Raw genomic sequence first — 26,814 nt, 5'->3', positions numbered from 1 at the left:
GTAATGCGGGAATTCCTGCCTTGTCACCAATTTTGCCTAAGGCCTCTGCCGCATTCCTACGCACATCAGAGTTTGAATCTTCAACAAATTTAAGTAATGCGGGAATTCCTGCCTTGTCACCAATTTTGCCTAAGGCCTCTGCCGCATTCCTACGCACATCAGAGTTTGAACTTTCAACAAGTTTAAGTAATGCGGGAATTGCTGCCTTGTCACCAATTTTGCCTAAGGCCTCTGCCACACTCCAACGCACATCAGAGTGGAAATCTTTAACAAGTTTAAGTAATGCGGGAATTGCTGCCTTGTCACCGATTTTGCCTAAGGCTTTTGCCGCATTCTTACGGACAAAAGAGTCTGAATCTTCAACAAGTTTAAGTAATCCGGGAATTGCTGCCTTGTCACCGATTTTGCCTAAGGCCTCTGCCACACTCCAACGCACATCATAGTGGAAATCTTCAACAAGTTTAAGTAATCCGGGAATTGCTGCCTTGTCACCGATTTTGCCTAAGGCATCTGCCGCACTCCAACGCACATCATAGTGGAAATCTTCAACAAGTTTAAGTAATCCGGGAATTGCTGCCTTGTCACCGATTTTGCCTAAGGCATCTGTCGCACTCCTACGCACATCATAGTCTGAATTTTCAACAAGTTTAAGTAATCCGGGAATTGCCGCCTTGTCACCCATTTTGCCTAAGGTATCTGCCGCATTTCTACGCACATCATAGTCTGAATATTCAACAAGTTTAAGTAATCCGGGAATTGCTGCCTTGTCACCGATTTTGCCTAAGGCATCTGCCGCACTACAACCCACAAAAGAGTCTGAATCTTCAATAAGTTTAAGTAATCCGGGAATTGCTGCCTTGTCACCAATTTCGCCTAAGGCATCTGCCGCACTCTTACGCACATCATAGTCTGAATTTTCAACAAGTTTAAGTAATCCGGGAATTGCCGCCTTGTCACCAATTTTGCCTAAGGTATCTGCCGCGCTCCTACGCACATAATAGTCTGAATCTTTAACAAGTTTAAGTAATTCAGCAATTGCTGCCTTGTCACCAATTTTGCCTAAGGGATCTACCGCCTTACTACGCACATAAGAGTTTGAATCTTTAACAAGTTTAAGTAATCCGGGAATTGCTGCCTTGTCACCGATTTTGCTTAAGGCATCTGCCGCCATACTACGCACATGAGAGTCTGAATGTTCAACGAGTTTAAGTAATCCCGGAATCGCCTGCTCGTCACCGATTTTGCCTAAGACATTTGCCGCCCTCCTACGCACATCAGAGTCTGAATGTTCAACGAGTTTAAGTAATCCCGGAATCGCCTGCTCGTCACCGATCGCGCCTAAGGCATCTGCCGCGCTCCTACGCACATGAGAGTCTGAATCTTCAACGAGTTTAAGTAATCCCGGAATCGCCTGAGCGTCACCGATATTGCCTAAGGCATATGCCGCCATCCTACGCACATCAGAGTCTGAATGTTCAACGAGTTTAAGTAATTCCGGAATCGCCTCATCCGATCGCGCTTCCCCCAAAAGCTCAACCTTCAACCACCCCGGCACATCCAACCGATCCACCAACCCAACCGTACACTTCTGAAACACCCGCTGCACCTCCCCCGCCAGCCGCGCCCCCAACCTCCAATTCACATCCAATGCCAGCCGCACCACCCGCACCGCCTGCACCTCATCTCGCAACAACGACAGCATGAACGCCAGAGGCTCCGTCCATTTAAAATAATTCAAATAGAAATGCTGCAACCGTCGATCGTCGATCGCATCTTGATGCTTCTCAGCTAACAGTTTCATCAACGCCCGCCCCGCATAATACTCCTGAAATAATTGGTGATGAAACTCAATTTCCTCCGGCTTTGCCGCCACCTGCAACAGATGATGTTCCAGCAAATCCTCTAGCCACTCCTTCGCTTTCGTTGGCGCATCCACCACCCCCCGATCGCGCAACCAGCACTCCAAAATCTCCTCAGCCCGATCGCGAGAAATAGCCACCCAACCATCGGTGGGGCGCTGCGAGTCACCCTGCAACATCACAAAAGCCAACTGCTGCAAAACCTCCGACTTGAAGCGCCGAAAATCATCCGAAACCAACGCACCGCGCTTAAACTCGTCATACTGGCGATCGAACTCCTGAAACAACTCGCCCTTACTCTGGGGAATTTTCCCGCTATTTTTAAACACCTTACACATCATTTCCAGTAGTAACGGCGTTTCGGCAATCTCTCGCAGGCGATCGCGCAATTGTTGCAGCAGCAAATCCCCATGTTGCGGCAAATGCTTGTGCACAAACTCCCGCATCTGCGGTTGCGTCAGCGCGCACATCTCCAGCTTTTTCTCAATGCCCAAAGATCCGCCCAGCGCCAAATCCCGCGTCGTGAAAATCATCGGCGTATCGGGATGGTCGTCGTGGAATAGCTGCAAATCCTGCCGCTTTTGTTGCGATGGCATCTCATTCACGCCATCCAGCAACAGCAGCAACCTGCTATCAAACAGCAAATCCTCCACCTCTGTGTAGCTCACTCTGAGCTTTGCTTGTCGAAATTCGGCACAGATTGCGTCTTTAATCGAGCGATCGCTCCTCAACTGCACCAACACCGGAATCTGTCGATCGCCCTCCTTGAGCGCTTCTAGTGCCAATTCCCACCGAAAACGCTGCAATACCGTCGATTTTCCCGAACCTGGCTTGCCCACTAGCAGCACTTTTCCCTGCTGCACGTACTTGCGGAGTCCCGCCAGCACTTCCAGCCGCTCGATTTTCGTTTCTGGTTTATTTTGTGCGGATCGAGGTTGCGATCGATCCTCCGGTGGCTTTTCCACCCGCACCTCCACCTGTAAATCCGTCAGCGTGTAGAGATGCTGTTGTTTTTTATAAGACTCAACCAGGGATTGCAGATATTTAGGAAAATCAACTGGTGTCGCCATTTGATTATAGATTTTAGAATATGGATTTATTATAGATTTTTTCTCGATCGGCGATCGATGCTGAAAATTCGGGACAAAATCACATCATATTAAATCCGGCTTTAGTACCCCCTTTTTTCTTAGTCCCCCTCTGCTCGGACTTCGTATGTGTAGACGCGATTTCCAATCTCCGGGCTATCTCAACATCGTGAAAGCCACATCAGCAACAGGCTTTCCGGCCTGTTCCACAAAGAGTAAACCCGGACTTATTATAGATATCAGAATAACCAGCAATCAAAATAACCAGCGGGCGGCGAATCGTCATGAAAAATTTGAGCTTTGTCTAAAGTAGGTACAGCCTCCGCCAATTCTCTACCTACTTTTACCTCAAGCGCCCTGTCTGTTAATGGAAATGAAAATTGATAGCTATCTTGCAAATATTTTGTCTTAGCAACAATCTCATCTTTCTCCAAAATCTGGCTGTTGCTACCAATCAAAATGCTATTACTTTCCTGGCAAACACACACGCACACCTGAGAAAACACACTTTGAAAAGTCGTGATTTTTTCGGCATAAAACTGATCTCTGTGCAGCAGATTGGCTAGCAAAACTCCCTCGCTTGACAAGTGTTTTTGGCAGATTTGATAAAATTCTGTGGTGGAGAGGCGGTGCGGAAAGTAGCCGTTGCCAAAAGCTACGTCGATCATGATGATATCGTACTGAGAATCTGATTTTTGCTGCTCTAAATACTCTCTGCCGTCTTGAATTGTTACAGTTAGCCGATCGTCAAACTGCACTCCAAAACACTTTGTAGCTGCTTCGAGCGCGATCGGATCGACATCCGTACATTCTATAACAGTTTCTGGCAAATAGTGGTGCAAAACTAAGGGAATTCTGCCGCCGCCAAATCCCGCTATGTAGATTCTTTGAGGTTGGCTTTGCCACACTAAACCCAACATCATCGCCTGAGTATATTCAGACACTAGATGTAAAGGATTGTTGAAATCGAAAATAGATTGCAGTAAATCTGTTTGCCGATTTACTTTTTCTACTAAAGATAGCTTAATGTGCGATCGATCTTTTGTGACTCCCACATAGTGAACACCAGACTCTTTGCAAAAAATAACTTTGTCGGGCTGTTGCTGCAGCCAAGCCAGTCGCTGTCGAATAGCGGATAAATTAATAGATTGCCAAGTTTTGTGTTCCTCAATCATCTGATTTTAAATTTTATTTAAATTCGATATTCTCTAATAATATAGCCTCATCAACCCGGTTTCTACCAAAATGGCTGAGTCGCTCGATATCTGCGAAGAAACCGGGTTTCTAGTAAAGGCTGAGGCAAGTCAATCGATTTTAGATTTTAGAGGCGATCCGACGGATAAATGCGTGGGGTTGAGGATTTTCGATTTTGGGTTGATTCCACAGATAAATCACGTGGCGGGTACCATCAATAAATTCTTGGTCATGTTCTCATTTTCCAGCATGGCGAAGAACGAGAAGACAACAGAAATTCACCCGATTACACCCGCTTGTACGCCACCAACTCCAAACCAGAAATCGAAAGTTCCACTTTTTCCCAACTTTGCTTGTCACCTTCCAACTTTTCAAAGGCTGCTGAGGTTAGCAAAATCTCTCCCCGTTCCGCCAAATCCTCTCCCAGCTTGGATGCCAGATTAAATTCCGATCCGTACATATCCTCTCCTTCCAGCATCAAAACATCGCCACAGCCAATACCAATGCAGAGGTAAATATCCATCTCCGGCGGCAGTGTTGTGTTGACAGCCGCCGTTTGTTTCAAAGAGTCGATTGCAGCTTCCACCGCTGATTTTACATCAGAAAAAACTGCAAAAATATTGTCTGCTTCCTCCTTAACTACAGTGCCACCGTATTCTGAAATTATCGGTTTGACAATGCCGTGCATCCGGTGAATCATTGCCAAAAAATGAATGATTCCGTAGCGGACTGTCGTGCGGGAAAATCCCGACATATCCATTACTAAAATTGCGTAATTTTTGCGGAAAGTGGCATTAATCTTTTCATCAATTTCAGCCATTTTTTCGGGATGTTCGTTTCTTTCTTGCAGCAACTTTTCCAAGTTAGCGCGGTTATTTGTTTTCATTTTATTTTAATTAAATTCCCAATCGCGACACAGTTCTTGAGGGCGGCCAGCCGGATGCACTGCACAATTGATGCCATCCTTACCGTAATAATAATCGCAGACTTTGCAAGGTTTAGTTTGCTCTAATTTTTTCATCAAAATTCCCCGAATTGTCTGGACTCGGTTGCGGTACTTGTTTGCATTCGAGTGACTCGGTTCAATTGCCAAAGCTTGCTCGAAAGCTGCTAAGCTGGAATCGTACAATTTAATAATTTGGGAGCTGTATTTTGTCCAAGCATCGGCATGGCTTTGATACAGTTCGACTGTACTTAAGTTTAAAATTCCGTATTCTGTCCAAGCGTCGGCTGAAGCTCGATCGAACTTAATATTGGCATTGAGCAAAACTTTTTTGATCGTTGCCAAAAGTTCCCTCGGCTGCCAAGGTTTGCTAACATAAGCCTCGGCGCGATCGCCCTGGAACCTCGCAAATAAAGCTAACTGCTGTCCCTTGCCTGTTAAAAATACCACCGGTATGTTCCGAGTTTCGGGATTAGCTTTAATTAAACGACAAACCCCGTAGCCGTCCAGACGGGGCATTATGACATCTAATAATACTAAATCAGGACAATTTTTCTCAATTTTATCCAGCGCTTCCACACCGTCCGATGCCTGAATTACATTCAATCCGCTGCATCTCAACTGATGTGAAATGCACTCCCGCTGGCTGCGGGAATCTTCCACCACTAAAACTGTACTCATCACTCCCCACCTGGTTTCTGAGGTAAACTTGTTCGCTGCTTCGAGTAACCCTTACTGAAATCAGTTTACCCACATTGGAAGAGTTTGTTATCACTGGCAAGCTAAACTTACTAAAATTGCAACAAATCTTAAACTGGGAAGCAAAGGTGATACTTATCAGAAAATGCTTGTTGCTAATACCCGAAAAATTATTAGATATTTGGGCGACAAATATTCGACTTTTAAGCCTTCATAACGCCAAATCTTACTGATGTCGGACGAAAACCTTGTTGAATTGCAACAGATAATCGGTTACTGTATACATTAAAGTTCTTAAAGACGACAAATGAATAGATTACTCCTCACTTTATTGGTAAGCCCCACGCTGTTTGGATCTGTGATGTCTTTGAGCGCGATCGCAAATCCCGCTCAAATTGGCGAAACACCAAGCCAATCGGCTGATTCGCCCCGCTGCGTGCGATCGCCCCACACTCAGCGTCTGACTTGCGTGCGCCTCCCCGCCAAAGCTGCTGCTAATTCTAAAGTAAAAATCAGTTGGCAGCAGCCTGATGATCAGCAGGTGGCGATGCTGGATTTTTCGGAAGAAGAAAGCGATGCGGCTGTGGCCCTGTTTGGCTGCGACTGTCAGATGTGTATCAACTCGCTGCGACAGTTGCGCGGTTTGCCACCTCTGGATTTAGCTTCTTGAGGGCGATCCGACACCATTGGGAGTCAGTCTCAAAAATCTGGTTTCCGATCGCTGCGGGCTTTGGAATGCCTTTAGCTTTCTCACTTTTAGAGAAACCAAAGCCAGCAAATTTATCGATCGCCCCAAAAAACATCCTAACAGCAAAGCAGCCAAAATATAAGGTGCAGCAACCTGCAAATTCGACCAACCGCGACCGTTTAAATTGCCTATTAACCAATTCAAAGCAGCTTGCAAACGGCTGTCTTCAGCTAACAGCAGCAGTGTAGTTTGTATTGCCCCAAAAAGAGAACTCACAGCCACACCAGCTAAAACCAAACGTTCGACAGAAATTCCCGTTTTAGTTTGTCCCAAAAAGTAGACCAGCATCGAAGTTAAAATAGCACCTATCCAAGCCGCCAAAGACACCCCAGTTTGAAATATTCCCAAAGTCAGCATGGTAATCGCAACTAACCCCGCACCAGCCGAAATTCCTAATACAAAAGGAGCGGCTAAACCGTTGCTGAGCGGCTCCTGCAGCCAAGCTCCCGACAATTCCTAACGCCGCACCAAATGTCAGCGCTGCCACCACTCTGTGCAAACGCACTTCCCAGAAAATAGTTTGATTTACAGCATCGCCTCGGTGCAGAAATGCTTGTCACAATTGAGCTGAACTCATCGGCACCGCACCAAAAGAAAGTGAAAGGGCGATGGTTAACACCAAACCCAATCCTAAGAATACAACTGCCTGAAAAACTCGATATTTTAGCCAGATTTTTTTCACAATATATTATACCGCTTTGCCGTTAGATAAATAACCTTTTTTCAGAGTTATTCCTGCGCGATCGCCCAAACTCCTAAGAGACAATCTGGCTAGTTACTTACCATATATTCTCCTGTTTGTGGATAGATCGCGCTCGTTAACTACAGTAACCTATTCAGATTAAAGCCCGATCGGAGATATTGCACCGATCTGTAATTGTAGAGCTTGCGCGCCAACCGCATTTTCAGGTATTGTGAGAATGATTATCACATAAAAGTGCGCGAGATCGGCTCGATCGCCCGTATCTTAGCAGAGGCGATCGCACCGGGCTGTCAGCGATGAGGTGCGATCGGCTTTGGAAATTAACAGCAATGCCTTTACAACTAACCAATGAATAACAATGACTAATCTCACCGTACAAACCCCAAATTTAATTGCCGATCTTCCCAAAAAAGGGATGCCAGTAACTATAATTACCGGATTTCTCGGCAGCGGCAAAACCACTTTGCTCAATCAAATACTCAAAAATCGCCAAGATTTAAAAGTAGCAGTTTTAGTTAACGAATTTGGCGATATCAATATCGATTCGCAGCTTCTTGTTTCTACAGACGATGACATGGTAGAACTTAGCAACGGTTGCATCTGTTGCACTATTAACGAAGGCTTAGTCGATGCAGTTTACCGAGTTTTAGAACGAGAAGAACGCATCGACTGTATGGTGATTGAAACCACCGGAGTGGCCGACCCGCTGCCGATTATCCTGACATTTGTCGGCACCGAGTTGCGGGATTTGACCAATCTAGATTCTGTACTTACCGTAGTCGATAGCGAAACATTTACTACCGATCACTTTGACAGCGAAGCAGCTTTTAAACAAGTGGCATTTGCAGATATTGTGCTGCTGAACAAAACCGATCTAGCTCCTCAAGAAAAAGTAGAAGAGTTAGAATCTTACATTCGCACAGTTAAGGAAGGAGCGAGAATTTTACACTCTCGATACGGTGAAGTTCCTCTACCCTTAATTTTGGGTGTAGGTTTAACGCAGGCAGATATTTTCAACAGTCTGGAAATTGAGGAAAAACACGAACACCATCACGAACACCATCACGAACACGAACACCATCACGGACATCAATCTCATCACTTAGATAACGACGGATTTATTTCACTATCATTTGAGAGCGATCGACCTTTTGATGTTCACAAATTCCAAGAATTTCTCACCGAAAAAATGCCCTTGGATGTATTTCGGGCAAAAGGAATTCTCTGGTTTAACGACAGTCCGATGAGACACATCTTTCAACTCAGCGGCCCCAGATACGAATTAGATGCTTCCGAATGGTTTACCACACCTAACAATCAACTCGTAGTCATCGGCCGCAACTTAGATACCGCTCAAATTCGAGAACACCTGAACAGTTGCTTAGTTTAAGATCGTGTCTTAAAAACCCATGAGGACACGGCATTGCCGTGTCCCTACTATCTCATCCTTAAGTCCTAATCTCAAATCTCAAATCGATCGCCCTTACCTGCTACAATTGAAGGTATAATATTAACGCAGTAAACCGCTACGAGTGAATCATGTCCACAAACACCACACTACCCGCAGCCCTAGCTAAAATCGTCCAGCGCTTTCAGCGACATTCCGATCCGAAACAGCGCTACGAACAACTGCTGTGGTATGCCAAGCGACTTCCAGCATTTCCCGAAAGCGACAAACTGCCGGAAAACAAAGTTTCTGGCTGCGTGTCGCAAGTTTATATTACTGCAAATTTGGCAGACGGAAAAGTTCTGTATCAAGGTGATTCAGACGCTCAGTTAGTCAAAGGATTAGTTGGCTTACTGGTGGAAGGTTTGAGCGGATTAACACCTGCTGAAATTGTCACCATTACCCCAGATTTTATTCAAGACACGGGATTGAATGTGAGTCTGACACCTTCCCGCGCGAACGGTTTTTACAACATTTTTCAAATGATGAAAAATAAGGCACTTGCTTGTGAATTGAGCAAGCAAGCCGAAGCAAATTAAAAGAATAAAAAGTTATGACTCAAACTACCAATTTAACAAAATCACGTTCGGGCAACTATCCCGCTGCCGTTCAAGAATATCTGTGGAATTGGCAAGAAACACAAATCAAAGTTATTTACGAAACTAGAGGACAGGGAAATCCTGTATTGTTGCTGCCTGCTTTCAGTACGGTTTCGACGCGAGAAGAAATGCGTCCTTTAGCAGAATTATTAGCTCCCCAATTTCAAGTTGTGAGCTTAGATTGGCCGGGTTTTGGCGAATCCGATCGCCCGCGAACCGACTATCAACCGCAATTATACCATCAATTTATCAAGGATTTTGTTGAGGCAAATTTTAATAGTCCTGTTGCTGTAGTTGCAGCCGGTCATGCTGCGGGTTATGTGATGCAGTTAGCGCAATCAAAGCCCAATGTATGGTCAAAGATTGTGTTAGCTGCACCGACTTGGCGCGGGCCTTTGCCGACGATGAGCAAACAGCAAAGCGGATGGCATGGAATTGTGAGAGAATTAGTACGATCGCCCTTACTGGGACAATTCCTATACAAACTCAACACTGCGCCGTCATTCCTCAGCTTGATGTACCGCCGCCACGTCTATGTTGATGCAGCTAAAGTCACGCCCGATTTCATCCAAAGTAAATGGCAAGTGACGCAAAAACCCGGTGCTAGATACGGTTCCGCTGCCTTTGTGACTGGTGGTTTAGATCCGGCAAAAGTGCGATCGGAATTTACAGATAATTTTCAACAATTAGCAGTGCCGGTGATGGTTGTAATTGCTGAGGATGCGCCGCCCAAATCAAAGGCTGAAATGGAAGCATTAACGGAATTACCCGGTGTTGAATCGCGAGTTATTCCTGGTTCCTTGGGAATGCACGAAGAGAATGCAGCAGCTTTAGCAAATGCGGTTAAATCTTTTATTTGAGAGAATTAAGAGGGAATGAAGCGCTCCAGCGCCAGAGAACGCAGAGGGGAGAAGGGAAGAGGGGATAAATGCAAGCTGTTTTTTTAACGTTAGTTTGGATGGTTTGCTATTGGTTTTGTCTGCCAGTTTATGCTGTCGGAGATTCGCCGATGGTCAATTTGCCAAAGAGTACGATCGAAGGTGCGATCGACTTTCACATTCATTCTTCTCCTGATGCGATTCCCCGCAGATTAGACGATTTTGAAGTAGCGAAATTAGCTGCTAGGGCGAAGATGAAAGCTGTGGTATTGAAAAATCATTATGCCAGCACAGCAGCGCGGGCAGTTCTGGTTAATAAAATAGTACCAGAAATCCAAGTTTTCGGAGGAGTTGTTCTCAATTATGCTGTCGGCGGCATTAATCCCCAAGCTGTCGAAGCAATGCACCGCATCGGCGGCAAATACGGTAAAGTAGTGTGGCTGCCAACGGTTGATGCTGAGCATCACTTGCAGGTTTTTCAAAAGTCGGGAAGGGGGATTAAAGTTGCGGAAAAGGGCAAAGTTTTACCGCAAACAGCAGCGGTGTTGAAGATGGTAGCTAAAGAGAATTTGGTATTGGAAACTGGTCATATTTCCTCAGAAGAAGTGATGGCAGTTGTAGCTGAAGCCAACCTGCTCAGCATTAAAAACATCCTGATTACCCACGCCATGGCGGATGTACCCGGTTTATCCCTAGAAAATATGCAAACAGCCGCCCAGATGGGAGCTTTTCTAGAACTCGCATTTGTCAACGATTTGATGGGAGAAAATGCCGCTGATGACGGACACAAAAACTGGCATCAAGTTCCTATTAGTAAGATGGCAGCAGCGATTAAACTAATAGGAGCCGAGCATTTTGTTATGAGTACAGATTTGGGAAGAAAACCCGATCCTTTACCTGCAGAAGGTTACAAATTATTTGTGAAAAAATTGATAAATCAAGGCATTTCTCCGCACGAAATTGATTTAATGATGAAACACAATCCAGCTCGATTGTTAGGCATTTAGAACGGGTAATTGGTAATTGGTAATTGGCAATCGGGGATTGGGAACCGTTAATTGGGAATTCTCTTCCCTCTTTGCTCTTCCTTCTTCCCTCTTCCTTCTTCCTTCTTCCTTCTTCCTGACATCCGTTACATCTTGTACATTGCTCGTTGCCGAACTTCCCTCTTCCTGACATCCGTTACATCTTGTACATTGCTCGTTGCCGAACTTCCTTCTTCTATTCTTGATTGCCTTTGCCGCGCAGGTATCCGTTATCTGCAATGCGCCAAGCACCCCCAGCATTGCCCGTTAAATCGCTATCTTCCACGGTAGCAATGCCATCTCTGTAAATGCCGATTGCCTCACCTTCATTACCATTAATCCGACACCGGCGCACGATCAATTTTCCTCCCAATCCGACACCTATTCCCAAACTGCCGTTGTCAAAAATACTGCAATCTTCCACCGTTGCTTTCCCATTATCCGATATAAAAATTCCGTTCCATACCCCATCATGAATTTGACTGCGGCGCAGGATAGAATTTGCATCAGGGCCGCAAATTCCCACGACAGAATAGTCCGCAGAAGTGATATCGCTGTCTTCTACGATCAACTCGCCTTTGCGAATATCGACAGTGTAATATTTCCCAGTGGCGCTCAGGCTTAAACCCCGCACTAAAGCAGTATCAGTTGCCATTTTAATGCAGTTTGAGTTGATACTTTCAACCACAATGCGATCGACATCTCCGCTGCCGATAATTTCTACCGATTTGTCGAGAATTAGACTTTCGCGATAAACGCCTGGATGCACGTCAATCCGCGTGCCCGGTGCTGCATTTTTCAGCGCTTCGCTAATAGTAGTATAATCGCCTTGACCCTGCTGAGAAACAACAAATTTTTGACTCTTCAAAACTTTGGGATCAGAAGTAGATGCTTTAATTTGCCCTGACTTCGACTCAAAATGCTCAGATTGTCGTGAGCCCGCTTCGGAAAGTTGCGATGTTACCAGCAAGCGTTCTTGATAAACTGTCTCTAGCTGATGTTCTAACTCGGATACTTGAGATTGAAGTTGAGCTTGATTCTGATTTGCTGTCTCGATTTGACTTTGAGTTTCCGAGAGTTGAGAATAAAGGTGCGATCGTTCTCTGTTAGCAGTTTCTAGCTGAGATGCCAATTCAGAGCGACTTTTACGCACACTTTCTAACTCACTTTCTAAGTCGGATACTTGAGATTGAAGTTGAGTTTGATTTTGATTAGCTGTTTCGATTTGACTTTGCAATTGGGAGATTTGAGAATTGAGTTGAGATTCCAATTCAGAGCGACTTTGACGCACACTCTCTAACTGGCGTTCTAACTCGGAGATTTGAGACTGAAGTTGATTTTGATTCTGGTTTCCTGTCTCGGTTTGACTTTGTAATTCCGAGAGTTGAGAATAAAAGTGCGATCGTTCTGTGTTAGCAGTTTCTAGCTGAACTTCTAATTCAGAGCGAGTTTGATACACAATATTTAGGTGATTTTCTAACTCGGATACTTGAGATTGAAGTTGAGATTGATTCTGATTGGCTGTCTCGATTTGACTTTGCAATTGCGAGATTTGAGAAGTGAGCTGAGATTCCAATTCAGAGCGACTTTGACGCAGACTTTCTAACTGGCGTTCTAACTCGGAGATTTGAGATTGAAGTTGAGTTTGATTCTGGTTAGCTGTCTCGGTTTGAGTTTGGAATTCCGAAATTTGAGAATAAAGTTGCGATCGTTCGGTGTTAGCAGTCTCTAGCTGAACTTCTAATTCAGAACGAGTTTTACGCACACTTTCTAACTGATTTTCTAAGTCGGATACTTGAGATTGAAGTTGAGTTTGATTCTGATTAGCCGTCTCGATTTGACTTTGGGATTCCGAGATTTGAGAAGTGAGCTGAGATTCCAATTCAGAGCGACTTTGACGCACACTTTCTAGCTGGTGTTCTAACTCGGAGATTTGAGATTGAAGTTGATTTTGATTCTGGTTTGCTGTCTCGGTTTGACTTTGCAATTGGGAGATTTGAGAAGTGAGTTGAGATTCCAATTCAGAGCGATTTTGACGCACACTTTCTAAGTGGTGTTCTAACTCCGAGATTTGAGATTGAAGTTGATTTTGATTCTGGTTAGCTGTCTCGGCTTGAGTTTGAATTTCCGAGAGTTGAGAATAAAGTTGGGATCGTTCTGTGTTAGCAGTTTCTAGCTGAGATTCTAATTCAGAGCGAGTTTGACGCACACTTTCTAACTGGCGTTCTAACTGGGAGATTTGAGATTGAAGTTGAGTTTGATTCTGATGGGCTGTCTCGATTTGACTTTGGGATTCCGAGAGTTGAGAATAAAGGTGCGATCGTTCTGTGTTAGCAGTTTCTAATTGAGCTTGCAGTTCTGATAACTGAGACTGGAGTTGCGAGCTATCTTCCTCCTTGCGATGTATCTGAGACTCCAATTCTGACAACTCAGACAGCAGTCTCTCTCGCTCTAAAACCCCCATTTCGGATTGAAGTTGTAGTTCATGAACTTGAGAGTTTAACTGCATTTTATTTAGATTAGCAGCTTCTAACTCTCTTTGCAGTTCTAATAATTCAAGTGGAGGTTGCTGTGCTTGTTCGCGAGCGGTTTGCAATTGAGAGTTGAGTATTTCGCGTTCTTGCTCTGCACTCTCCAATTGAGCTTGTAGCTCTGACAATTCCGAAGTAAATTGCGATCGCTCTGCTTCGACTAATTGCAGTTGAGTTTGCAAACCCGACAGTTGAGACTGAAGTTGGTGCCGCTCTTCAATCGAGCGCTCGAACTTAATTTGAATTTCCGACAACTGGTACTGTACCTGCAATCGGCTTTGGCTAGCCGTTTCCAACTGACTCTCAAATTCCGACAGCAGAGCGTGAAATTGAGAACGTTCTGCATCAACCGCCTCTAACTCTGCTTGCATTTCCAGCAATTGAGCGTTAAGCTGCGATCGCTCCTGCTCCGCAACTTCTAACAGCTCTTTAAGTTCTGCCACTTCTGCTAACTGGGACTCAGCTTGGTGAGCATTTTCTAACTGAAACTGCAAATCAGCAATCAGAGCATCTATTTGCGATCGATCCTGGGCAATTCCTGCCAAAAATTCTTCCATTTCCGACACTTGATTTTTTAACAATTCTTGCTCGCCAGTCACAGTTTCCAACCGACTTTGCAACTGGGACAATTCAGAATTTAGCTGATTTTCATTCTGTAGCTTTTGTCGCAATTCCGAAGTTCGGGCATCCAACTGAGCAGCCAAATTCGATATAGCCTCCTGCGAACCCTGCATCCGCACCAAATTGCGTGAATTTCGCTTATTCAAAATTAGCCAGCAGACTAATGCCCCGCCTCCAAATCCTATTAATAAAAGTAATGCTTCCATTTGTTTTATCTAATTAATATAAATTGAGTGATTTTGATGCTGACGAAAAAAATGGACATCCACAACTCGCTATCTTATATCGTTTCCGGTTGCATCGGAATAAGAAAATCGAGTCTACAGTTAACAATCAACCATTCAGTTTTGCGACCCGCCCGTCAACAGTCAACAGTCAACAGTCAACTGTCATGAGGAGTGCAACCGGAATTGATATTACTCAAAGCTATCACAACTTGCCAGCCTGTGTTCACTTGGCTCAACAATTTATATTTCTTTACAAATCCGTTTTGTTTACAGGTAAGGTGCAGCGCACCCTGCAAGTCCGATTAATGAAGCAAATCCACAATATGAGGAATAATTTCGATATGCTGAGTCAACAAATAATCCAACCTATCCGCCAGTAAACTAAAAATTAAATCGTTATAACTCATTCCGTATTCCGCCAAACCTAAAGCTACCAAACTCGTCACATTTTCCCCTGGATGTTTCAGATCCGGTTTGGGATTTGCTTCCAAAACATAAAGTGAGCCATCAGCATCACTTCGGACATCAATCCTCACCAAACTGTTCAAACTAAACTCCCAATAAATTTTTCGAGCTAACTCAATTAAATCTTTTTTTAGTTCAGGTTCCTCACCGCCCATCAACCGTCCTCGGTCGGCCGTAATCGCCTTTTTATCCATAGAAGTAAAGATGCGTTCTTCCGGCTCCAGCACCCGCTCGACAGTCGAAAAAGCAAAAGGTTTGGTATTTTTATCAAATATGCCTTTAGCATAAGTAACATAGCCACAAACCGCTACACAAAATTCTCTTCCCGGCAAATATTTTTCAATTAAAGCAGTATTGTGAGTATCTCGGTGAACGTCCGAAACCGCCTGAGACAAACCCTCAATATTGTCTACAAAATGAACGTGCAGTGAAGCGCGACCGGATACTGGTTTAACAACAAACGGCCCTTGATAGTCACCAAAAGCAATGGCAAAACGCTGATGTAAATTAGGCTGCAAAATCCCTTGAGAAGGATGCCAAGTCATAAACGGAGCGGTTTTAATTCCGACTGATTGCAGTTCCCGTTTAAAAGCGTGTTTGTTATCTAAAGTTGAACTGTTTAAAGGATTGTGACCCACATAAGGCATTCCCAACATTTCCAACAATGCGGGAGTGTGACAAACAGGATTGTAGCCCTGGACTCCGCCAGTATTCAGCCACACTAAATGGATATTTTTTTGTTTGAGTTGTTCCGGCAAGTTCATGTCATCAGGTAGGACAAAGACGTGCTTAAAGCCAATTTCTGCTAAGGCTGTAGCAATCTCGCGGGCGACGATTTCGTAACTCTTCCAAGCGCGGGGATTGTGAGTTTTGTAAATCACTGAGCCGGGGCGATCGCAGTCGCCGCCGAACACCACAGCAATCCGCAGTTTAGCAAACAGTACCTCCAAATATTGAGGCAGCAAACTAAAGTCATAATGCCAGCGATTCCGGCTAACTGATCGGGGAATCATTTAAGTGTTTTTCCTTTTTGTTTCATTTTTTAGCGACCGAACCGCTAGATTTTCCCAAATATATTCCAGCCAAAACCACAGAAAAAGCAAACCAATTAAACAAGCTCAAACTTTCCGAAAATAGCACCCAAGCCATAATAGCCGTAATTACCGGTTCTAGGAGCAGGAAAAAAGCTACAAATTCCGACGAAAAACGACCTAGACTGTGGATAAGCAGTCCCTGACCAAAAGCTTGGCAAACCACGGCCAAAGCAATTACCGTCAGCCATCCCTCCCAAGAATAAGGGAAAACTCGATCGCCCGCAAGGAGAACCAGTGGCAAAACCAAGATACTGCCCATAAAACAGCGCCACATCAATATAGTTGTCGCCGGAAACTTGGTTCGCAAATGTTCGGAAATTAGCAGGTTTCCTGCATAAAACATCGCCGATAAAAGAGCAGCAACGTCGCCGACAAGATTGTCTCCCGCAGTTTGCAAATCGTCGATTCCGATCGCAATTGCGCCAGACAAAGCCACCGCCAGTCCCACCAAAAACCTGTTGTCAAAGCGTCGCCCCAACAGCAGCCATCCCCCCAAAGTAGTAAATAAAGGAGTTAAGTTTCGCAGTACAGTAGAATTAGCGACATTAGTCTGACTCAGTGACCAGGCCCAGAAACCCACAGAAGCAGAAGAAACCACGCCTACGGCTATTAACAGCATCACATCCTGCAGAGTGTAGTTCGATCGCTCTTCAACTTGTCCCCCAGACATTCGGCGACGCGCAGCATCAGCACCATTCCACACTCCAAATACCACAGTTGCTATCCACAAACGGTTAAAAACAGTAGCATTCGGGCTGATTTCTCGTTCGCTCAACCTAATAAAAATCGCCGCCAGCGACACCGCTAGCAGCGCCGCCGACAGCGATGCGATCGCCCAAATTTTGCCTGGACTGTCAGCTAATTCACCGTTTTTTAAACTGTCTGGCTTTCCCGAAACAAGAGTTTTGTCTTCAGTTGTTAAGGCAGAGTTTAACTCGGTTTTTTCCAAAATATTGCGCTGAAGTTCAATATTTGGCTCTGGCAATCCCAGTTTTTTTGACATTATTAAAAGTTCCAATGAAGGCAGAAGGCAGTTGTGTAGGGTGCGTGACAAAAGAAAATTTGGGCGACGAATGGAGTGACTCAAAAGTCACGCACTCTACTTACTAGGGCTGCAAAAACTATTTTTTATAGTTAACAGCAGCTTAGGTTGAAGGTTTAACAGAAAGCCTTGTCAAAGCCTCCTTTAGCGCCGGCGGCAATTGCCGGATAATCTTGTTCTTGTCGCGATCGACACCAACCAAAGTTACCTGTGCTGTCACATATAACTCCTGAGTATCAGCCGATCGAATTTCGTAATCCCAAAGCAGCCGCACACCCTCGGTAGCAGCCATCCGCGTTCTGACTGCCACAGATTGACCCATTTGTACAGCCCGGTGGTAGCGCAGCGAAAGTTCCACCACGGGCAATTCCAAACCCTGCGCCACCCAGTCTGCATACTCGATGCCGAGAGAGCGCAAACTTTCCACCCTAGCTTCCTCCATCCAAGCCAGATAAGTCCCGTGCCAAACCACACCGCTGTAGTCAGTATGGTGAGGGTAAACTCGCACCAAATATTCAAACCAGCCATCAGAGTCTATCCCACGCCGATTTTGAATAGCACCAGCCGGTGCGAGCTCTGGTTGAGTTCGATCGTTCTCTAACACTTTACAAATCGTTCCAAAACGCTACATTTCTACAAATCATAAGACAAACTTCAGGTCTATGCTTAACATTAACGAACTAGAGTACCAACGGCCTAGTTTAACGTCGCACAAGAAAACTCAACTGTTTTTACCGCCAAAACCATGATAGAAAAAATTTTAGTAGCCGTCGCCGGTCGCGGCTTGTGCGAAGAGATGTTTAATATGTTGATGGACATCCCTTCCTTGCAACAAACCTCTGTCACCGTCTTGCACGTCGTGCCGCCCCAAGTAACCTCCGATGGCATGGCCGAGAAACTGGAAGAAGGAGGCAAGATTTTAGCACAAGCAGTCCAGTCTTTGAAAATAGATCCCAGCAAAGTCAACCCTCGGCTCAAACAGGGAGACCCAAAAACCACAGTTTGCCAAGTTGCAGAAGAAGAACAATCCGACTTAGTAATTATGGGTTCCCGGGGACTCGGACGGCTGCAATCGATTTTGGAAAACTCAGTCAGCCAGTACGTTTTCCAGCTAACATCCCGACCGATGTTGTTAGTAAAAGACGACATCTACGTCAAAAAAATCAAGCGCGTCATGGTGGCGGTAGACAAATCAGAATCTGCCAAACAGTCATTACAGCTTGCGCTATCTTTGGTCAAAGAAGTCAGTGGCGGAGAGATAATTTTAGTACACGTCACCAAAGATTTGACGGGAAAATCCAGCACAGATTTAACAACAAGTGCTGAAAAAGACGCTGTATTGGCCCCAGCAGTAGCACTAACCAAACAAATGGGAGTTAGCTACCGCTGCGTGAGTGCTACAGGCAAGCCAGGGGAAGAAATTTGTCGGATTGCAGACGAGTTGAATGCCGACTTGTTGGTAATCGGTTCCCCGGATCGGCGACCCAGCGTTGCCAAAAACTTTGTGGATATCGATCGACTCTTAGGAAATTCGCTATCAGACTACGTGCGAGTTTATGCCAACTGTCCCGTCTTGCTAGCCCGCACAGTCGGCTAGAATCTCATAGTTAACAAGTTAGCAGCTAACACTCAACAGTTAACAAAAAAAGCGCCTCAGCAAAAAGCTGTTGGCGCTTTTTTTTGTAAGCAGCAAAGCCAGACAGAAATAGCAGCAGTTGCTAATCTTTTCTACCTTGACGGCTAGCTGTTTGAATGTACAGAATGATTAGAAAAACACTGGGAACCAATACAAACAGAATGGTTGCCACAAACCCTAAATCGTTAACTTCCATGAAGACGCTCGCCTCTATCGGAAAATAGAAAAACACACACAACTAGGATATCACTCAAAGGCAAAAGGCAAACTCGAAGACAGAAGAAGAGCTTACCGACAAGCGTCGAAACCCTCTTTCTGCTTGGATGCCTCGCTGCCCCATCTCTTATTTGTCCTAGAAACCAAGTTTCTTTTCCTAGGCGAGCAAAAAGCGTGATTATACAGTGAAATAGGAAAAAAAACACAATTTTTGCATTCTGCATTTTCTTTCTGTTAATCAACCTTCTGCCTTCTGAGAGTCACGGTTTAGTCTTCACGCTCACCTGGCCATTGACCATAGCTTGACAAGCCAACCGATAGTTTTCGGGCTTCTTCTTGAGCTTGCGATTCTCAAAGTCAGTGCGGGGCGACAGATTTTCACTACCCTCGACAATTTCCACAATGCAGGTGCCGCATTGACCGATGCCCCCGCAATTCATCATCTTTCCCGAAAATGTGTACAAATCGATGCGGTTTTCTAGAGCTTTGAGCCTCAAATTGGCTCCGTCTGCTGCGATGACTTCCTGATTTTCCTTCACAAACTTGATATTGGCCATTGCCGATCCCTTAACGCAGTTGACATGGAACTCTATTACAAAATATTAACTAATGTGTCGGACGTTTAATACAGGATGTCCAATTGATCTGGTAATTAAAGCTCCCCCCAACCCAATCTCAAGGAGCATCCGAGAGGTTATTAGTGGGCAGATTGCTCACAGCCCGCTGAAGAGACGAAAGTCCCAGGTTGTAGGTGACAATTGCCGACAATCGGTTTCTCTCAGCCCTAGTCAAATCAGTTTCCGCCTGAATCACATCCGTCTGAGTACCCACACCAGCTTGAAACCGCAGTCTCGCCAGACGCAGAGCTTCCCTTGACTGCAAAACCCCCGCCTCAGAAGTTTCGATATTCTCAAAACTCGACTCTAAGCCAAAATAAGCTTGTTCCACTTCCCGGCGCACCTGATTGCGGAGTTGGTCAAATCGACTTTCGGCGATCGTAATATCCGCATCCCGCTGTTTTACCCTCGCGTTCGCCGCGCCCCCATCGAAGATACTCCAAGTCAGACTCGCCCGGATCGAATAACCATCGGCCCAGCCGCGAGCAGTATACGGATCGGGGTTATCAGGGTCTTGTCCCAGCACGTTGTAACTACCCCCAACACTCAGTTGAGGCAAACGCCCCGCCTGAATCGATCGCCTCTGCTGCTTGCTGATATCCCTCTGCACCAACTGCTGTTCCAACTCGGGGCGATTTTTAAAAGCCTGCACGATACTCTCTTCCAAAGACAGCCTCCAAGAGCCCGCTTGCTCTACCGGATCAGCCGCCGTCAAGTTCGCCGACTGGCTGATATTCAAAATCTCAGCCAGTCGCCGCTGGGCAACCCGCTGATCGCGACGGGCCACTGACAGTTGTTGCACTTCGTTAGCCAAATTTGCCTGAGCCTGCAACACAGCAAACCGGGTTCCTACCCCTGCCCGTTCCAGGGCTTCGGCATCCCGCAAACTTTGCTGGGCATTTCTGACCGAAGCTTGGCGGATGGCAACTTGTCCGTCCGCGTTTTGCAAGGTGTAGTAAGCCTCAGCAGTGTCGAAGCGGAGTTCCTCGGCTTGGCGTTCCACATCCAATTCCCGAAGGCGCAACTGTTCCTCTGCCGCGCGGATGTTAGCCCGTCGCCTTCCGAACAAATCGATGTCATAGCTCAACTGCAAAGTGCTGTTGAGACTGTTGTTACCGAAATTTGTGCCGGCTTGCTCGGCGGGCTGCCCGGTTCGGTTAGCCAGAGCGTTGAGGCGGCGCTGCCCAGCCCGGATTCCAAGTTCTCCGCCGGCAGTCACAGAACGGCTGGCGTCCATTTGAAAATTCAGGTCTGGATAAAGAGCAGCTTGCTGTTCGCGCAAAGCTGCTCTGCTTTGTTCCACTTGCTGTCCGGCGATTTGCAAAACTTGGCTGTTGCGGCGGGCCAGGTCGATCGCCTGCTGCAAGGTAATTGACTCAGTTTGCTCGATCCTGACATCCTCCGGGTTTGTCGGAAACTGCAGGGGATTCGGGTTGGGTTCCAGGGAAGCCGGAGGCTTGGTGTCTAAAATACCCCTCGGAGGGACAGGGGGGAAACTTTCGTTCGGAGTGCCCCGGAGAATAGGTACCGGGGAACTCGGCACAGGAACATTGTTGGGAGGGTTCGGGGAAGGCTGCTGAGTCTCTGTCGGTTCCAACCCTCTTAGAGGCGTTGCACCGGCCTGAGACAGAGTTGATGGGGCAGCCGGAGCAGCCTGTTGAGGCTTTGATGCTTGCTCGGGCTGGGTTCGAGTTGATGCGATCTTGACTCCCCCTTGTTGCTGAGACTCGGAGGTTTGAGGATTAAGGGCGATCGACTGTTCGGCCTGTGATGCTGATTCTGCCGCTGTGTTCGAGGTCGATCGAATAATGGGCCCTAATTCGAGCTGATTGAAGCGGGCCAAACTGTCCTGAGATTGAGCCGGAGGCTGTGCTGAAGCACTCTGTGCGGCGTTGCTGAAAGTAATTGCAGCGCCCACTCCGACTACCACGATTTGATGAAAAACACGCATAATTTTTTAATTAGTCTGCAATTCTAGAGACAATTTTAGAGCAAGATTTGGCTTCAAGTTTCTAGTTTGTAGCCTGAACTCTCCAGTTACAAGTCAGAATTACCCTACTCATCTTAGCTTTTGAATGTTCGATTCTAAATTTAGAATTCAACCTCAGCAGTTGCCAGACCGATCGCCGCCGAGATTAGTTCCTCTACTCCGCTCACGGGCAAAATCCGGGTTTTCAGCGAGCTAGCGAGCTGTTCGAGGGTCATGTCGTCTAGAAAACGCGGTTCCCCCTGTTTTAGCATCACCGACGGCAGCAGGATGCCATCTCCCAAGTCTCGCCCCTGCAAAGCTTCGAGTAAATCTTGCCCGGTGAGCAAACCCGTAACAGTGATAGTTTGTCCCCAGTAGTGGCTGCACAAAGCTGCCATGTTGACGGACAAGCCGGGAATTTGGTTTAGTTGTTGTACGATCGGCTCAAAAGCTTTTTCGACAGCATTCCCCACCACCCAAACTAACTTGCGCGCAGGCTCGACTGGCATCGGTTGCAGCTTCTCAAAAGCCGTTTCAAACTGCTGGATAAACTGGCGGATAGAACCGACACCGTTACCTATTTGCGGATAATCTTCGTAATCAGCAGCCGACGGCAAATCTAAACCAGCTATTAAAAACCACTCGTCAGCCAGCCAAATGCACCGCGATTTTGAATTCTGCTTTTTAGCTTTTCGGCCGCCTTTTCCTGTACTCAAAAGCCCTTGAATTTTCTGCACTTGCTCGATTACTTCTCGCGCTTTTTCCGCAGTTACTGCGATCAGTTCATCTTCGGCAGGGCGAAAGCGAGTTAAACCCACCGGCACTACAGCCACCGATGCTACAGCGGGAATACTTCCAGTATGAAACTTTGCCAAATCTAACAAAGTACGTTCTAAATGTTCGCCATCATTAATACCGGGACAAACAACTACTTGAGCGTGAATTTGCAAGCGGCGTTCTTGAAACCATTTGATTTGCTCTAAAATCTGGCCAGCCCGGAGATTTTTTAACAGTCTAATTCGCACTTCCGGTTCGGTAGCGTGCACGGAAACATAAAGAGGAGAAAGCCGCATTTGTTCGATTCTGTCCCACTCTTTTTGAGTCAGATTTGTGAGAGTGAGATAGCTACCATAAAGAAAACTAAGTCGGTAGTCATCATCTTTGAGATAGAGAGTTTCGCGCTTTCCCGGAGGCTGCTGGTCGATAAAGCAAAAAGGGCAGCGGTTGTTGCACTGAATTAGTCCATCGAAGAGAGCAGTTTCAAATTCCAATCCTAAATCTTCGTCGTACTCTTTTTCGATTTCTAACTTGTGACTTTTGCCTTTACTGTCTAATACTTCTAGTTCAATAAATTCATCGGCGCACAGGAATTGATAGTCGATCAAGTCGCGGGGTTTTTGGCCGTTGACGGCGACGATTGAGTCTCCTGGTTCAAATCCCATTTCCGCGCAGATGCTGTCGGGGATTACTTTGGTAATTATGGCAGGTTTGATTGAGGATTCGCTCATGATTTATTGATTTATTTTTGGCTTTGATTAAGTGTTTTTGACAAAAATTTGGTAAATTTTAATGTGTAAATAAATTTTCATACTATCTCCCATGCACCTGTCTCAATTATACAGGTTTAGTTGAGTTTAAAATGCTGAAGGGGAGTAAGAAGGGGCTTAGATACATCAGCGACTTGCGGTATTCTAGATTAGATAGTGTATTGTACCGCATCTGCGACACAATTATAAGTTACCTTGAAAAAATCAAGGGTAGAGCTATGAATGATTATATCGACCTTTACTGTGAGCGGCTCATTCCTGGTTTATGGAGCGAGCCACTGAATGCTATTTCCAATGTGTCTTTCATTATTGCAGCAGGGGCTATTTGGCAATTAGCTCAGCGACACCACAAAATATCCCCTGGTATTTGGATACTGATTGCTTTAGCCACCAGTATTGGTATCGGAAGTTTCCTGTTTCATACATTTGCAACGCGATGGGCAAATTTACTAGATGTGATTCCTATTCTGGTCTTTCAGCTTTGTTTTATATGGCTTTACAGTCGTCGGGTAGTTAGGATGAATTCAGGATATGCAGGAGTATTACTTGCAGCATTCTTTTTTGTTAGCGATTTTAGCAAGCAATTTACAAATTTTCTCAATGGTTCTCTTTCCTATGCTCCTGCATTTTTGGTTTTGCTCGGACTAGGACTGTATCACTATCGACAGCAAAAGCGCGAACCATTCATTCTATTAGCAGCAACAGGTGTCTTCCTATTAGCCCTTGCATTCCGTACTCTCGATCGGGCAATTTGCCCTTTCTTTTCAACAGGGACTCATTTCCTCTGGCATCTTTGTAATGGTGTTTTGCTGTACCTGTCAGCAAGAAGCCTGCTCTTAAATTGGTCAGAGCGAGTAAATAATTAAAACTCAAAGTAATAGACCGCGCATACTCACTCTCAGTTTCCCACGATCGCATACCACAAACTCAGCATCAGGCACAAACTCGCTAAATGTTGTGGAATCAAAGATTTAATCGAGCGCTTGGCAATTTTTTGAGTCACAAATATTGTGACTAATAATGATACAATCAAAGTGAAACCTTGCAAAAAACTAATCACTGCTGGATCGCCAATAAAAGTCGGTAAATCGTCTCTAATTTGTCCGAAAGTGGCAAAAGTTACGGGAATCACTCGACCGCCTTCCTGCAAACCCAATCGCCAATAGTGAGCCAAACTACCACCCCAGACTAAGGGTAAATAACCGTAGGCGAGAGAGACAAATGAGAGGGGTTTGTAGGTTGTAAATGGCATGGTTTCTGCTTGTCCCAACCGATAAATTGCCTGCATGATGGCGTAGGCAATTATGGGAATCATCGGCGGGATAATTAACACTGCGATCGACAGTCCTAAATGAGGTAAAAATTGCTCTAAATTGATGCCCAGCCCCAACCAACTATTTATCTCCGGCAAGCGATGCAGATAAATACCACCTAATAATAGAAATAACAGGGCAACTTCATAACTGTGAGGAACGTGGGTAGTCCATAATTCGATGCCGGGAGGGCGCAGATTTAATTCTACCGATCGATGGGGACAAGCTTTCAAGCAAGTCATACACAACACACAATCTTTATTATCGGTTAATTGGGCGGGATGGGAATAAATCGGACAGCCATTAGTAGTTAATCCTTCCCCCAAGCCGGGACCGCCTTTGTAACATTGGTAGGTGCTGCATTCCGCCGCGCAGGTTCCTTGTTGGGCGCGAAGTTCGATAATTGAGAGTTTAGCAAATAATCCATTCATTCCCCCGATCGGGCATAAATAACGACACCAAAATCGCCTCTCGAAGATTAGGGAAAAAATTACCGCCCCGGCGGTGATGAGCAACAACAAACAACTGGATAAATAGGCGGTATTTTCTAAGTTCCACAACTCTTCCCACAGAAATATCAGAGTAAATAGTCCAAATAGAAACCAGCCACCCCATTTCTCGGCTTGTTGGCGTGGCCATTTATTGAGAGTTCGAGGGAAAATTTTCAGCGATAGTTTTTGGACGATTTCCCCATAAATCATAAAAGGGCAAAAAGCACACCACAATCGCCCGATGATGGGGAATAATAATAAAATTAATGGCCACCACCACGCCCAAAAAATATTTAGCGCAAAATTATGTTGTCGATCTTGGGGAGCCACAAACAGGATAATTACCACCAATGCAAACACCCAGGTGGTAAACCAATAATTCACGCGATCGGGATACCAATCGCTCCGTAAAAATTGCCGAAATTTTGGATAAATATTTAATAAATTCAGCCGAAACTTTTGTTTCTTTGCTGCCTGGGCCCAAAACACTTCTTCCGTTAATACCTGACTTCCCTGTGCTTGAACTAAGGCGCGATCGACCATTCCCTGCAATTCCTGCAAATTCCCTGGAAAATCGTAGGCTTGTAAGCGGCGAATTGCTTCCGGTGTAACTTGGGGCTTGACTAATTTCTTTTTGCGACCAATGATATTGAGATAATAGTTAACCTGTGCTTCTAAATCTGTTTTTCGCACCCGCAAGGATGGGACTTTAATCTTGTGTTGTGTCAGCTTATCTAGCTTGGGCTGCACAATTTCTGAGATTAAAATTATCCGGGCCTTACTAGAACGCGGTGGTCGCGGTATTTGTCCTTCCTTGACAACTGGCGTATAGGTTCCCTCGGTTAATAATTGCTGAATTTGGGGGCATAATTGAGCGGGTAATTCTTGCACGTCATTTAAAATTAACGTCCCTTCCCCCAACCATTCCAGTAGCCCCGGTTTGCCGCCCAACCGCCCGAATAATTCCGCTCCATTGCTCTGAAGTAAAGCACTTTTAATCTGAATAATTGGCTCGCTGCGGCGGTGAGAACCGAAATGAATTAAAGCTGCTAAATTATCTTTTTCTAAACCAGGTTCACCAGAGATTAATACCGATCGGCTGTCACTCGATGCCGTGCGAATTTGTTGGCGCAATTTCACTGCATAACGACTATTGCCAATTACTCCCCGTCTCGCCCTAGGTACTAGATAGCTGCGGAGGGCATTTTGACGCTCTCGTTCGTAGGCAATTTCTGCTTCTAACTGTTCTAATTTCGCTGCCAAGCGTTGAGCGTAGGCTTCGGTAATGCGTGGATATCTTTCTAGCAAATTGGGCCAGCGATCGGCACTAATTACCCAAAATTGACATTCTGTCCGAGTTATAATTCGACTATCGGCAGGTTGCGATCGCTGGAGGGCCGATAAATTGACGATCGCCCCCGGCAACAAACTACTCGCCCACATTAATCCCGGTTGTTTGCGGCGGTAGCGATCGGCCTGTCCTCGTTCTAGGATATAGAGATTAGTGACTGGTGTATCTTCGATTACCACTCGAAATCCAGGGGGAAAAGTTGACATCTCCATTTCATCCGCGATCGCCTGTAAAATCTCGCGGGATAATATGCCTAATTCGGTGCTCGATTCGAGCCAGTTAACTAATGTTTCGGTAGACATCGCTTAGCGTCGGCGACAGCCGAATCGTGGTGGTTGGTGTAGGATATATATTTTTGTGCTAAATCAATATTAACTGCTGGGAACGACTAGCATTTTGAGTTTGAGTGTAGTGTTAATTTTCTGTCTTCAGCATGGGTCTTCTGGGTTGGCGGTGATAAGAAAGACTAATTAGAAAAGCAAGCTAATAGTCGATCTCGAAAATTGTCAAA

General features: G+C 45.5%; 23 protein-coding genes. 7 read left to right on the top strand and 16 right to left on the bottom strand.

Features of this window, described 5'->3' with window-relative positions; all coding sequences use genetic code 11:
* The 4 genes from QUA07_RS26780 to QUA07_RS26765 all read right to left on the bottom strand — a co-directional run.
* Positions 1–2,929 (bottom strand): HEAT repeat domain-containing protein (locus QUA07_RS26780; RefSeq protein ID WP_333331395.1); only part of this gene is annotated, 2,929 nt, incomplete at its 3' end.
* A gap of 257 nt (positions 2,930–3,186) precedes the next feature.
* Positions 3,187–4,122 (bottom strand): fused MFS/spermidine synthase, encoded by a 936-nt coding sequence (locus QUA07_RS26775; protein WP_333331391.1) that lies wholly within the window; start codon positions 4,120–4,122, stop codon positions 3,187–3,189.
* A 305-nt stretch (positions 4,123–4,427) separates the two neighbouring features.
* A complete protein-coding gene (locus tag QUA07_RS26770) occupies positions 4,428–5,027 on the bottom strand; it encodes an adenylate/guanylate cyclase domain-containing protein (RefSeq protein WP_333331388.1) in 600 nt (199 codons plus the stop codon).
* A gap of 6 nt (positions 5,028–5,033) precedes the next feature.
* The gene (locus QUA07_RS26765; protein WP_333331384.1) at positions 5,034–5,765 is read right to left on the bottom strand and encodes a response regulator; all 732 of its coding nucleotides are present in this window, start codon (positions 5,763–5,765) and stop codon (positions 5,034–5,036) included.
* Positions 5,766–6,090: 325 nt separating this feature from the next.
* Here QUA07_RS26765 and QUA07_RS26760 point away from each other — a divergent pair, with 325 nt between their 5' ends.
* Positions 6,091–6,453, top strand: coding sequence for a hypothetical protein (locus QUA07_RS26760; RefSeq protein ID WP_333210404.1), 363 nt, complete (start codon positions 6,091–6,093; stop codon positions 6,451–6,453).
* Here the strand turns inward: QUA07_RS26760 and QUA07_RS26755 are convergent.
* Both QUA07_RS26755 and QUA07_RS26750 read right to left on the bottom strand, forming a co-directional pair.
* A complete protein-coding gene (locus tag QUA07_RS26755) occupies positions 6,442–6,984 on the bottom strand; it encodes an iron chelate uptake ABC transporter family permease subunit (protein WP_333307612.1) in 543 nt (180 codons plus the stop codon). The genes QUA07_RS26760 and QUA07_RS26755 overlap by 12 nt on opposite strands.
* 103 nt (positions 6,985–7,087) lie before the next feature.
* Positions 7,088–7,213, bottom strand: a complete 126-nt coding sequence (locus tag QUA07_RS26750; RefSeq protein ID WP_333210402.1) for a hypothetical protein — start codon at positions 7,211–7,213, stop codon at positions 7,088–7,090.
* Between the two features lie 379 nt (positions 7,214–7,592).
* On the opposite strand from QUA07_RS26750, the gene QUA07_RS26745 reads away from it, so the two are divergent.
* The 4 genes from QUA07_RS26745 to QUA07_RS26730 all read left to right on the top strand — a co-directional run bounded on the left by QUA07_RS26745 (position 7,593) and on the right by QUA07_RS26730 (position 11,165).
* Positions 7,593–8,624, top strand: coding sequence for a GTP-binding protein (locus QUA07_RS26745; RefSeq protein ID WP_333210400.1), 1,032 nt, complete (start codon positions 7,593–7,595; stop codon positions 8,622–8,624).
* A gap of 149 nt (positions 8,625–8,773) precedes the next feature.
* On the top strand, positions 8,774–9,220 hold the full coding sequence (locus QUA07_RS26740; RefSeq protein ID WP_333210399.1) for a SufE family protein: 447 nt from the start codon (positions 8,774–8,776) through the stop codon (positions 9,218–9,220).
* Between the two features lie 14 nt (positions 9,221–9,234).
* Positions 9,235–10,140 carry an alpha/beta hydrolase gene (locus tag QUA07_RS26735; protein WP_333331380.1) on the top strand — a complete coding sequence of 302 codons (906 nt, stop codon included), beginning with the start codon at positions 9,235–9,237 and terminating at the stop codon, positions 10,138–10,140.
* A gap of 68 nt (positions 10,141–10,208) precedes the next feature.
* Complete coding sequence (locus QUA07_RS26730; protein WP_333331377.1) at positions 10,209–11,165, top strand: DUF6282 family protein; 957 nt, start codon at positions 10,209–10,211, stop codon at positions 11,163–11,165.
* Here QUA07_RS26730 and QUA07_RS26725 read toward each other — a convergent pair.
* From QUA07_RS26725 to QUA07_RS26705, 5 genes are all read right to left on the bottom strand, one after another.
* Positions 11,154–11,423, bottom strand: coding sequence for a hypothetical protein (locus tag QUA07_RS26725; protein WP_333331374.1), 270 nt, complete (start codon positions 11,421–11,423; stop codon positions 11,154–11,156). The genes QUA07_RS26730 and QUA07_RS26725 overlap by 12 nt on opposite strands.
* Positions 11,380–14,541 (bottom strand): right-handed parallel beta-helix repeat-containing protein, encoded by a 3,162-nt coding sequence (locus QUA07_RS26720; RefSeq protein ID WP_333331371.1) that lies wholly within the window; start codon positions 14,539–14,541, stop codon positions 11,380–11,382. Before QUA07_RS26720 ends, QUA07_RS26725 begins: the two co-directional genes overlap by 44 nt.
* A gap of 323 nt (positions 14,542–14,864) precedes the next feature.
* Positions 14,865–16,040, bottom strand: coding sequence for an ATP-grasp domain-containing protein (locus tag QUA07_RS26715; RefSeq protein ID WP_333331368.1), 1,176 nt, complete (start codon positions 16,038–16,040; stop codon positions 14,865–14,867).
* A 22-nt stretch (positions 16,041–16,062) separates the two neighbouring features.
* Positions 16,063–17,124: a DMT family transporter gene (locus QUA07_RS26710; protein ID WP_333331365.1), complete on the bottom strand. Its 1,062-nt coding sequence runs from the start codon at positions 17,122–17,124 to the stop codon at positions 16,063–16,065.
* A gap of 142 nt (positions 17,125–17,266) precedes the next feature.
* Positions 17,267–17,767, bottom strand: a complete 501-nt coding sequence (locus QUA07_RS26705; RefSeq protein WP_333331360.1) for a thioesterase family protein — start codon at positions 17,765–17,767, stop codon at positions 17,267–17,269.
* Between the two features lie 141 nt (positions 17,768–17,908).
* Between QUA07_RS26705 and QUA07_RS26700 the strand changes: the two genes are divergently transcribed.
* Positions 17,909–18,760 (top strand): universal stress protein, encoded by an 852-nt coding sequence (locus QUA07_RS26700; RefSeq protein WP_333331358.1) that lies wholly within the window; start codon positions 17,909–17,911, stop codon positions 18,758–18,760.
* A gap of 121 nt (positions 18,761–18,881) precedes the next feature.
* Here QUA07_RS26700 and psbM read toward each other — a convergent pair whose 3' ends face one another.
* The 4 genes from psbM to QUA07_RS26680 all read right to left on the bottom strand — a co-directional run bounded on the left by psbM (position 18,882) and on the right by QUA07_RS26680 (position 23,109).
* Positions 18,882–18,995 (bottom strand): photosystem II reaction center protein PsbM, encoded by a 114-nt coding sequence (gene psbM / locus QUA07_RS26695; RefSeq protein WP_015177760.1) that lies wholly within the window; start codon positions 18,993–18,995, stop codon positions 18,882–18,884.
* A 280-nt stretch (positions 18,996–19,275) separates the two neighbouring features.
* Positions 19,276–19,572 carry a 2Fe-2S iron-sulfur cluster-binding protein gene (locus QUA07_RS26690; protein WP_333083505.1) on the bottom strand — a complete coding sequence of 99 codons (297 nt, stop codon included), beginning with the start codon at positions 19,570–19,572 and terminating at the stop codon, positions 19,276–19,278.
* Positions 19,573–19,690: 118 nt separating this feature from the next.
* Positions 19,691–21,583: a TolC family protein gene (locus QUA07_RS26685; protein ID WP_333331355.1), complete on the bottom strand. Its 1,893-nt coding sequence runs from the start codon at positions 21,581–21,583 to the stop codon at positions 19,691–19,693.
* A 140-nt stretch (positions 21,584–21,723) separates the two neighbouring features.
* A complete protein-coding gene (locus QUA07_RS26680) occupies positions 21,724–23,109 on the bottom strand; it encodes a TIGR03279 family radical SAM protein (protein WP_333331352.1) in 1,386 nt (461 codons plus the stop codon).
* Between the two features lie 257 nt (positions 23,110–23,366).
* Between QUA07_RS26680 and QUA07_RS26675 the strand changes: the two genes are divergently transcribed.
* Positions 23,367–24,014 (top strand): ceramidase domain-containing protein, encoded by a 648-nt coding sequence (locus tag QUA07_RS26675; protein ID WP_333331349.1) that lies wholly within the window; start codon positions 23,367–23,369, stop codon positions 24,012–24,014.
* Between the two features lie 32 nt (positions 24,015–24,046).
* On the opposite strand, the gene QUA07_RS26670 is transcribed toward QUA07_RS26675, so the two are convergent.
* Positions 24,047–26,605, bottom strand: coding sequence for a sigma 54-interacting transcriptional regulator (locus QUA07_RS26670; RefSeq protein WP_333331346.1), 2,559 nt, complete (start codon positions 26,603–26,605; stop codon positions 24,047–24,049).
* Positions 26,606–26,814 lie beyond the last annotated feature (209 nt).

It is taken from the genome of Microcoleus sp. T3_A4, assembly GCF_036700465.1.
Classification (GTDB): domain Bacteria; phylum Cyanobacteriota; class Cyanobacteriia; order Cyanobacteriales; family Microcoleaceae; genus Microcoleus.
The sequence above is the reverse complement of the archived record's forward strand: the minus strand, read 5'-3'. Positions and strand labels throughout refer to the sequence as shown.

Excerpts from the sequence above, each read along its gene's own strand:
- psbM (WP_015177760.1), bottom strand. The coding sequence starts at position 18,995 with ATGGAAGTTAACGATTTAGGGTTTGTGGCAACCATTCTGTTTGTATTG.
- QUA07_RS26690 (WP_333083505.1), bottom strand. The coding sequence starts at position 19,572 with ATGGCCAATATCAAGTTTGTGAAGGAAAATCAGGAAGTCATCGCAGCA.
- QUA07_RS26720 (WP_333331371.1), bottom strand. The coding sequence starts at position 14,541 with ATGGAAGCATTACTTTTATTAATAGGATTTGGAGGCGGGGCATTAGTC.
- QUA07_RS26710 (WP_333331365.1), bottom strand. The coding sequence starts at position 17,124 with ATGTCAAAAAAACTGGGATTGCCAGAGCCAAATATTGAACTTCAGCGC.
- QUA07_RS26680 (WP_333331352.1), bottom strand. The coding sequence starts at position 23,109 with ATGAGCGAATCCTCAATCAAACCTGCCATAATTACCAAAGTAATCCCC.
- QUA07_RS26675 (WP_333331349.1), top strand. The coding sequence starts at position 23,367 with ATGAATGATTATATCGACCTTTACTGTGAGCGGCTCATTCCTGGTTTA.
- QUA07_RS26775 (WP_333331391.1), bottom strand. The coding sequence starts at position 4,122 with ATGATTGAGGAACACAAAACTTGGCAATCTATTAATTTATCCGCTATT.
- QUA07_RS26765 (WP_333331384.1), bottom strand. The coding sequence starts at position 5,765 with ATGAGTACAGTTTTAGTGGTGGAAGATTCCCGCAGCCAGCGGGAGTGC.
- QUA07_RS26670 (WP_333331346.1), bottom strand. The coding sequence starts at position 26,605 with ATGTCTACCGAAACATTAGTTAACTGGCTCGAATCGAGCACCGAATTA.
- QUA07_RS26730 (WP_333331377.1), top strand. The coding sequence starts at position 10,209 with ATGCAAGCTGTTTTTTTAACGTTAGTTTGGATGGTTTGCTATTGGTTT.
- QUA07_RS26715 (WP_333331368.1), bottom strand. The coding sequence starts at position 16,040 with ATGATTCCCCGATCAGTTAGCCGGAATCGCTGGCATTATGACTTTAGT.
- QUA07_RS26740 (WP_333210399.1), top strand. The coding sequence starts at position 8,774 with ATGTCCACAAACACCACACTACCCGCAGCCCTAGCTAAAATCGTCCAG.
- QUA07_RS26685 (WP_333331355.1), bottom strand. The coding sequence starts at position 21,583 with ATGCGTGTTTTTCATCAAATCGTGGTAGTCGGAGTGGGCGCTGCAATT.
- QUA07_RS26735 (WP_333331380.1), top strand. The coding sequence starts at position 9,235 with ATGACTCAAACTACCAATTTAACAAAATCACGTTCGGGCAACTATCCC.
- QUA07_RS26770 (WP_333331388.1), bottom strand. The coding sequence starts at position 5,027 with ATGAAAACAAATAACCGCGCTAACTTGGAAAAGTTGCTGCAAGAAAGA.
- QUA07_RS26745 (WP_333210400.1), top strand. The coding sequence starts at position 7,593 with ATGACTAATCTCACCGTACAAACCCCAAATTTAATTGCCGATCTTCCC.
- QUA07_RS26760 (WP_333210404.1), top strand. The coding sequence starts at position 6,091 with ATGAATAGATTACTCCTCACTTTATTGGTAAGCCCCACGCTGTTTGGA.
- QUA07_RS26700 (WP_333331358.1), top strand. The coding sequence starts at position 17,909 with ATGATAGAAAAAATTTTAGTAGCCGTCGCCGGTCGCGGCTTGTGCGAA.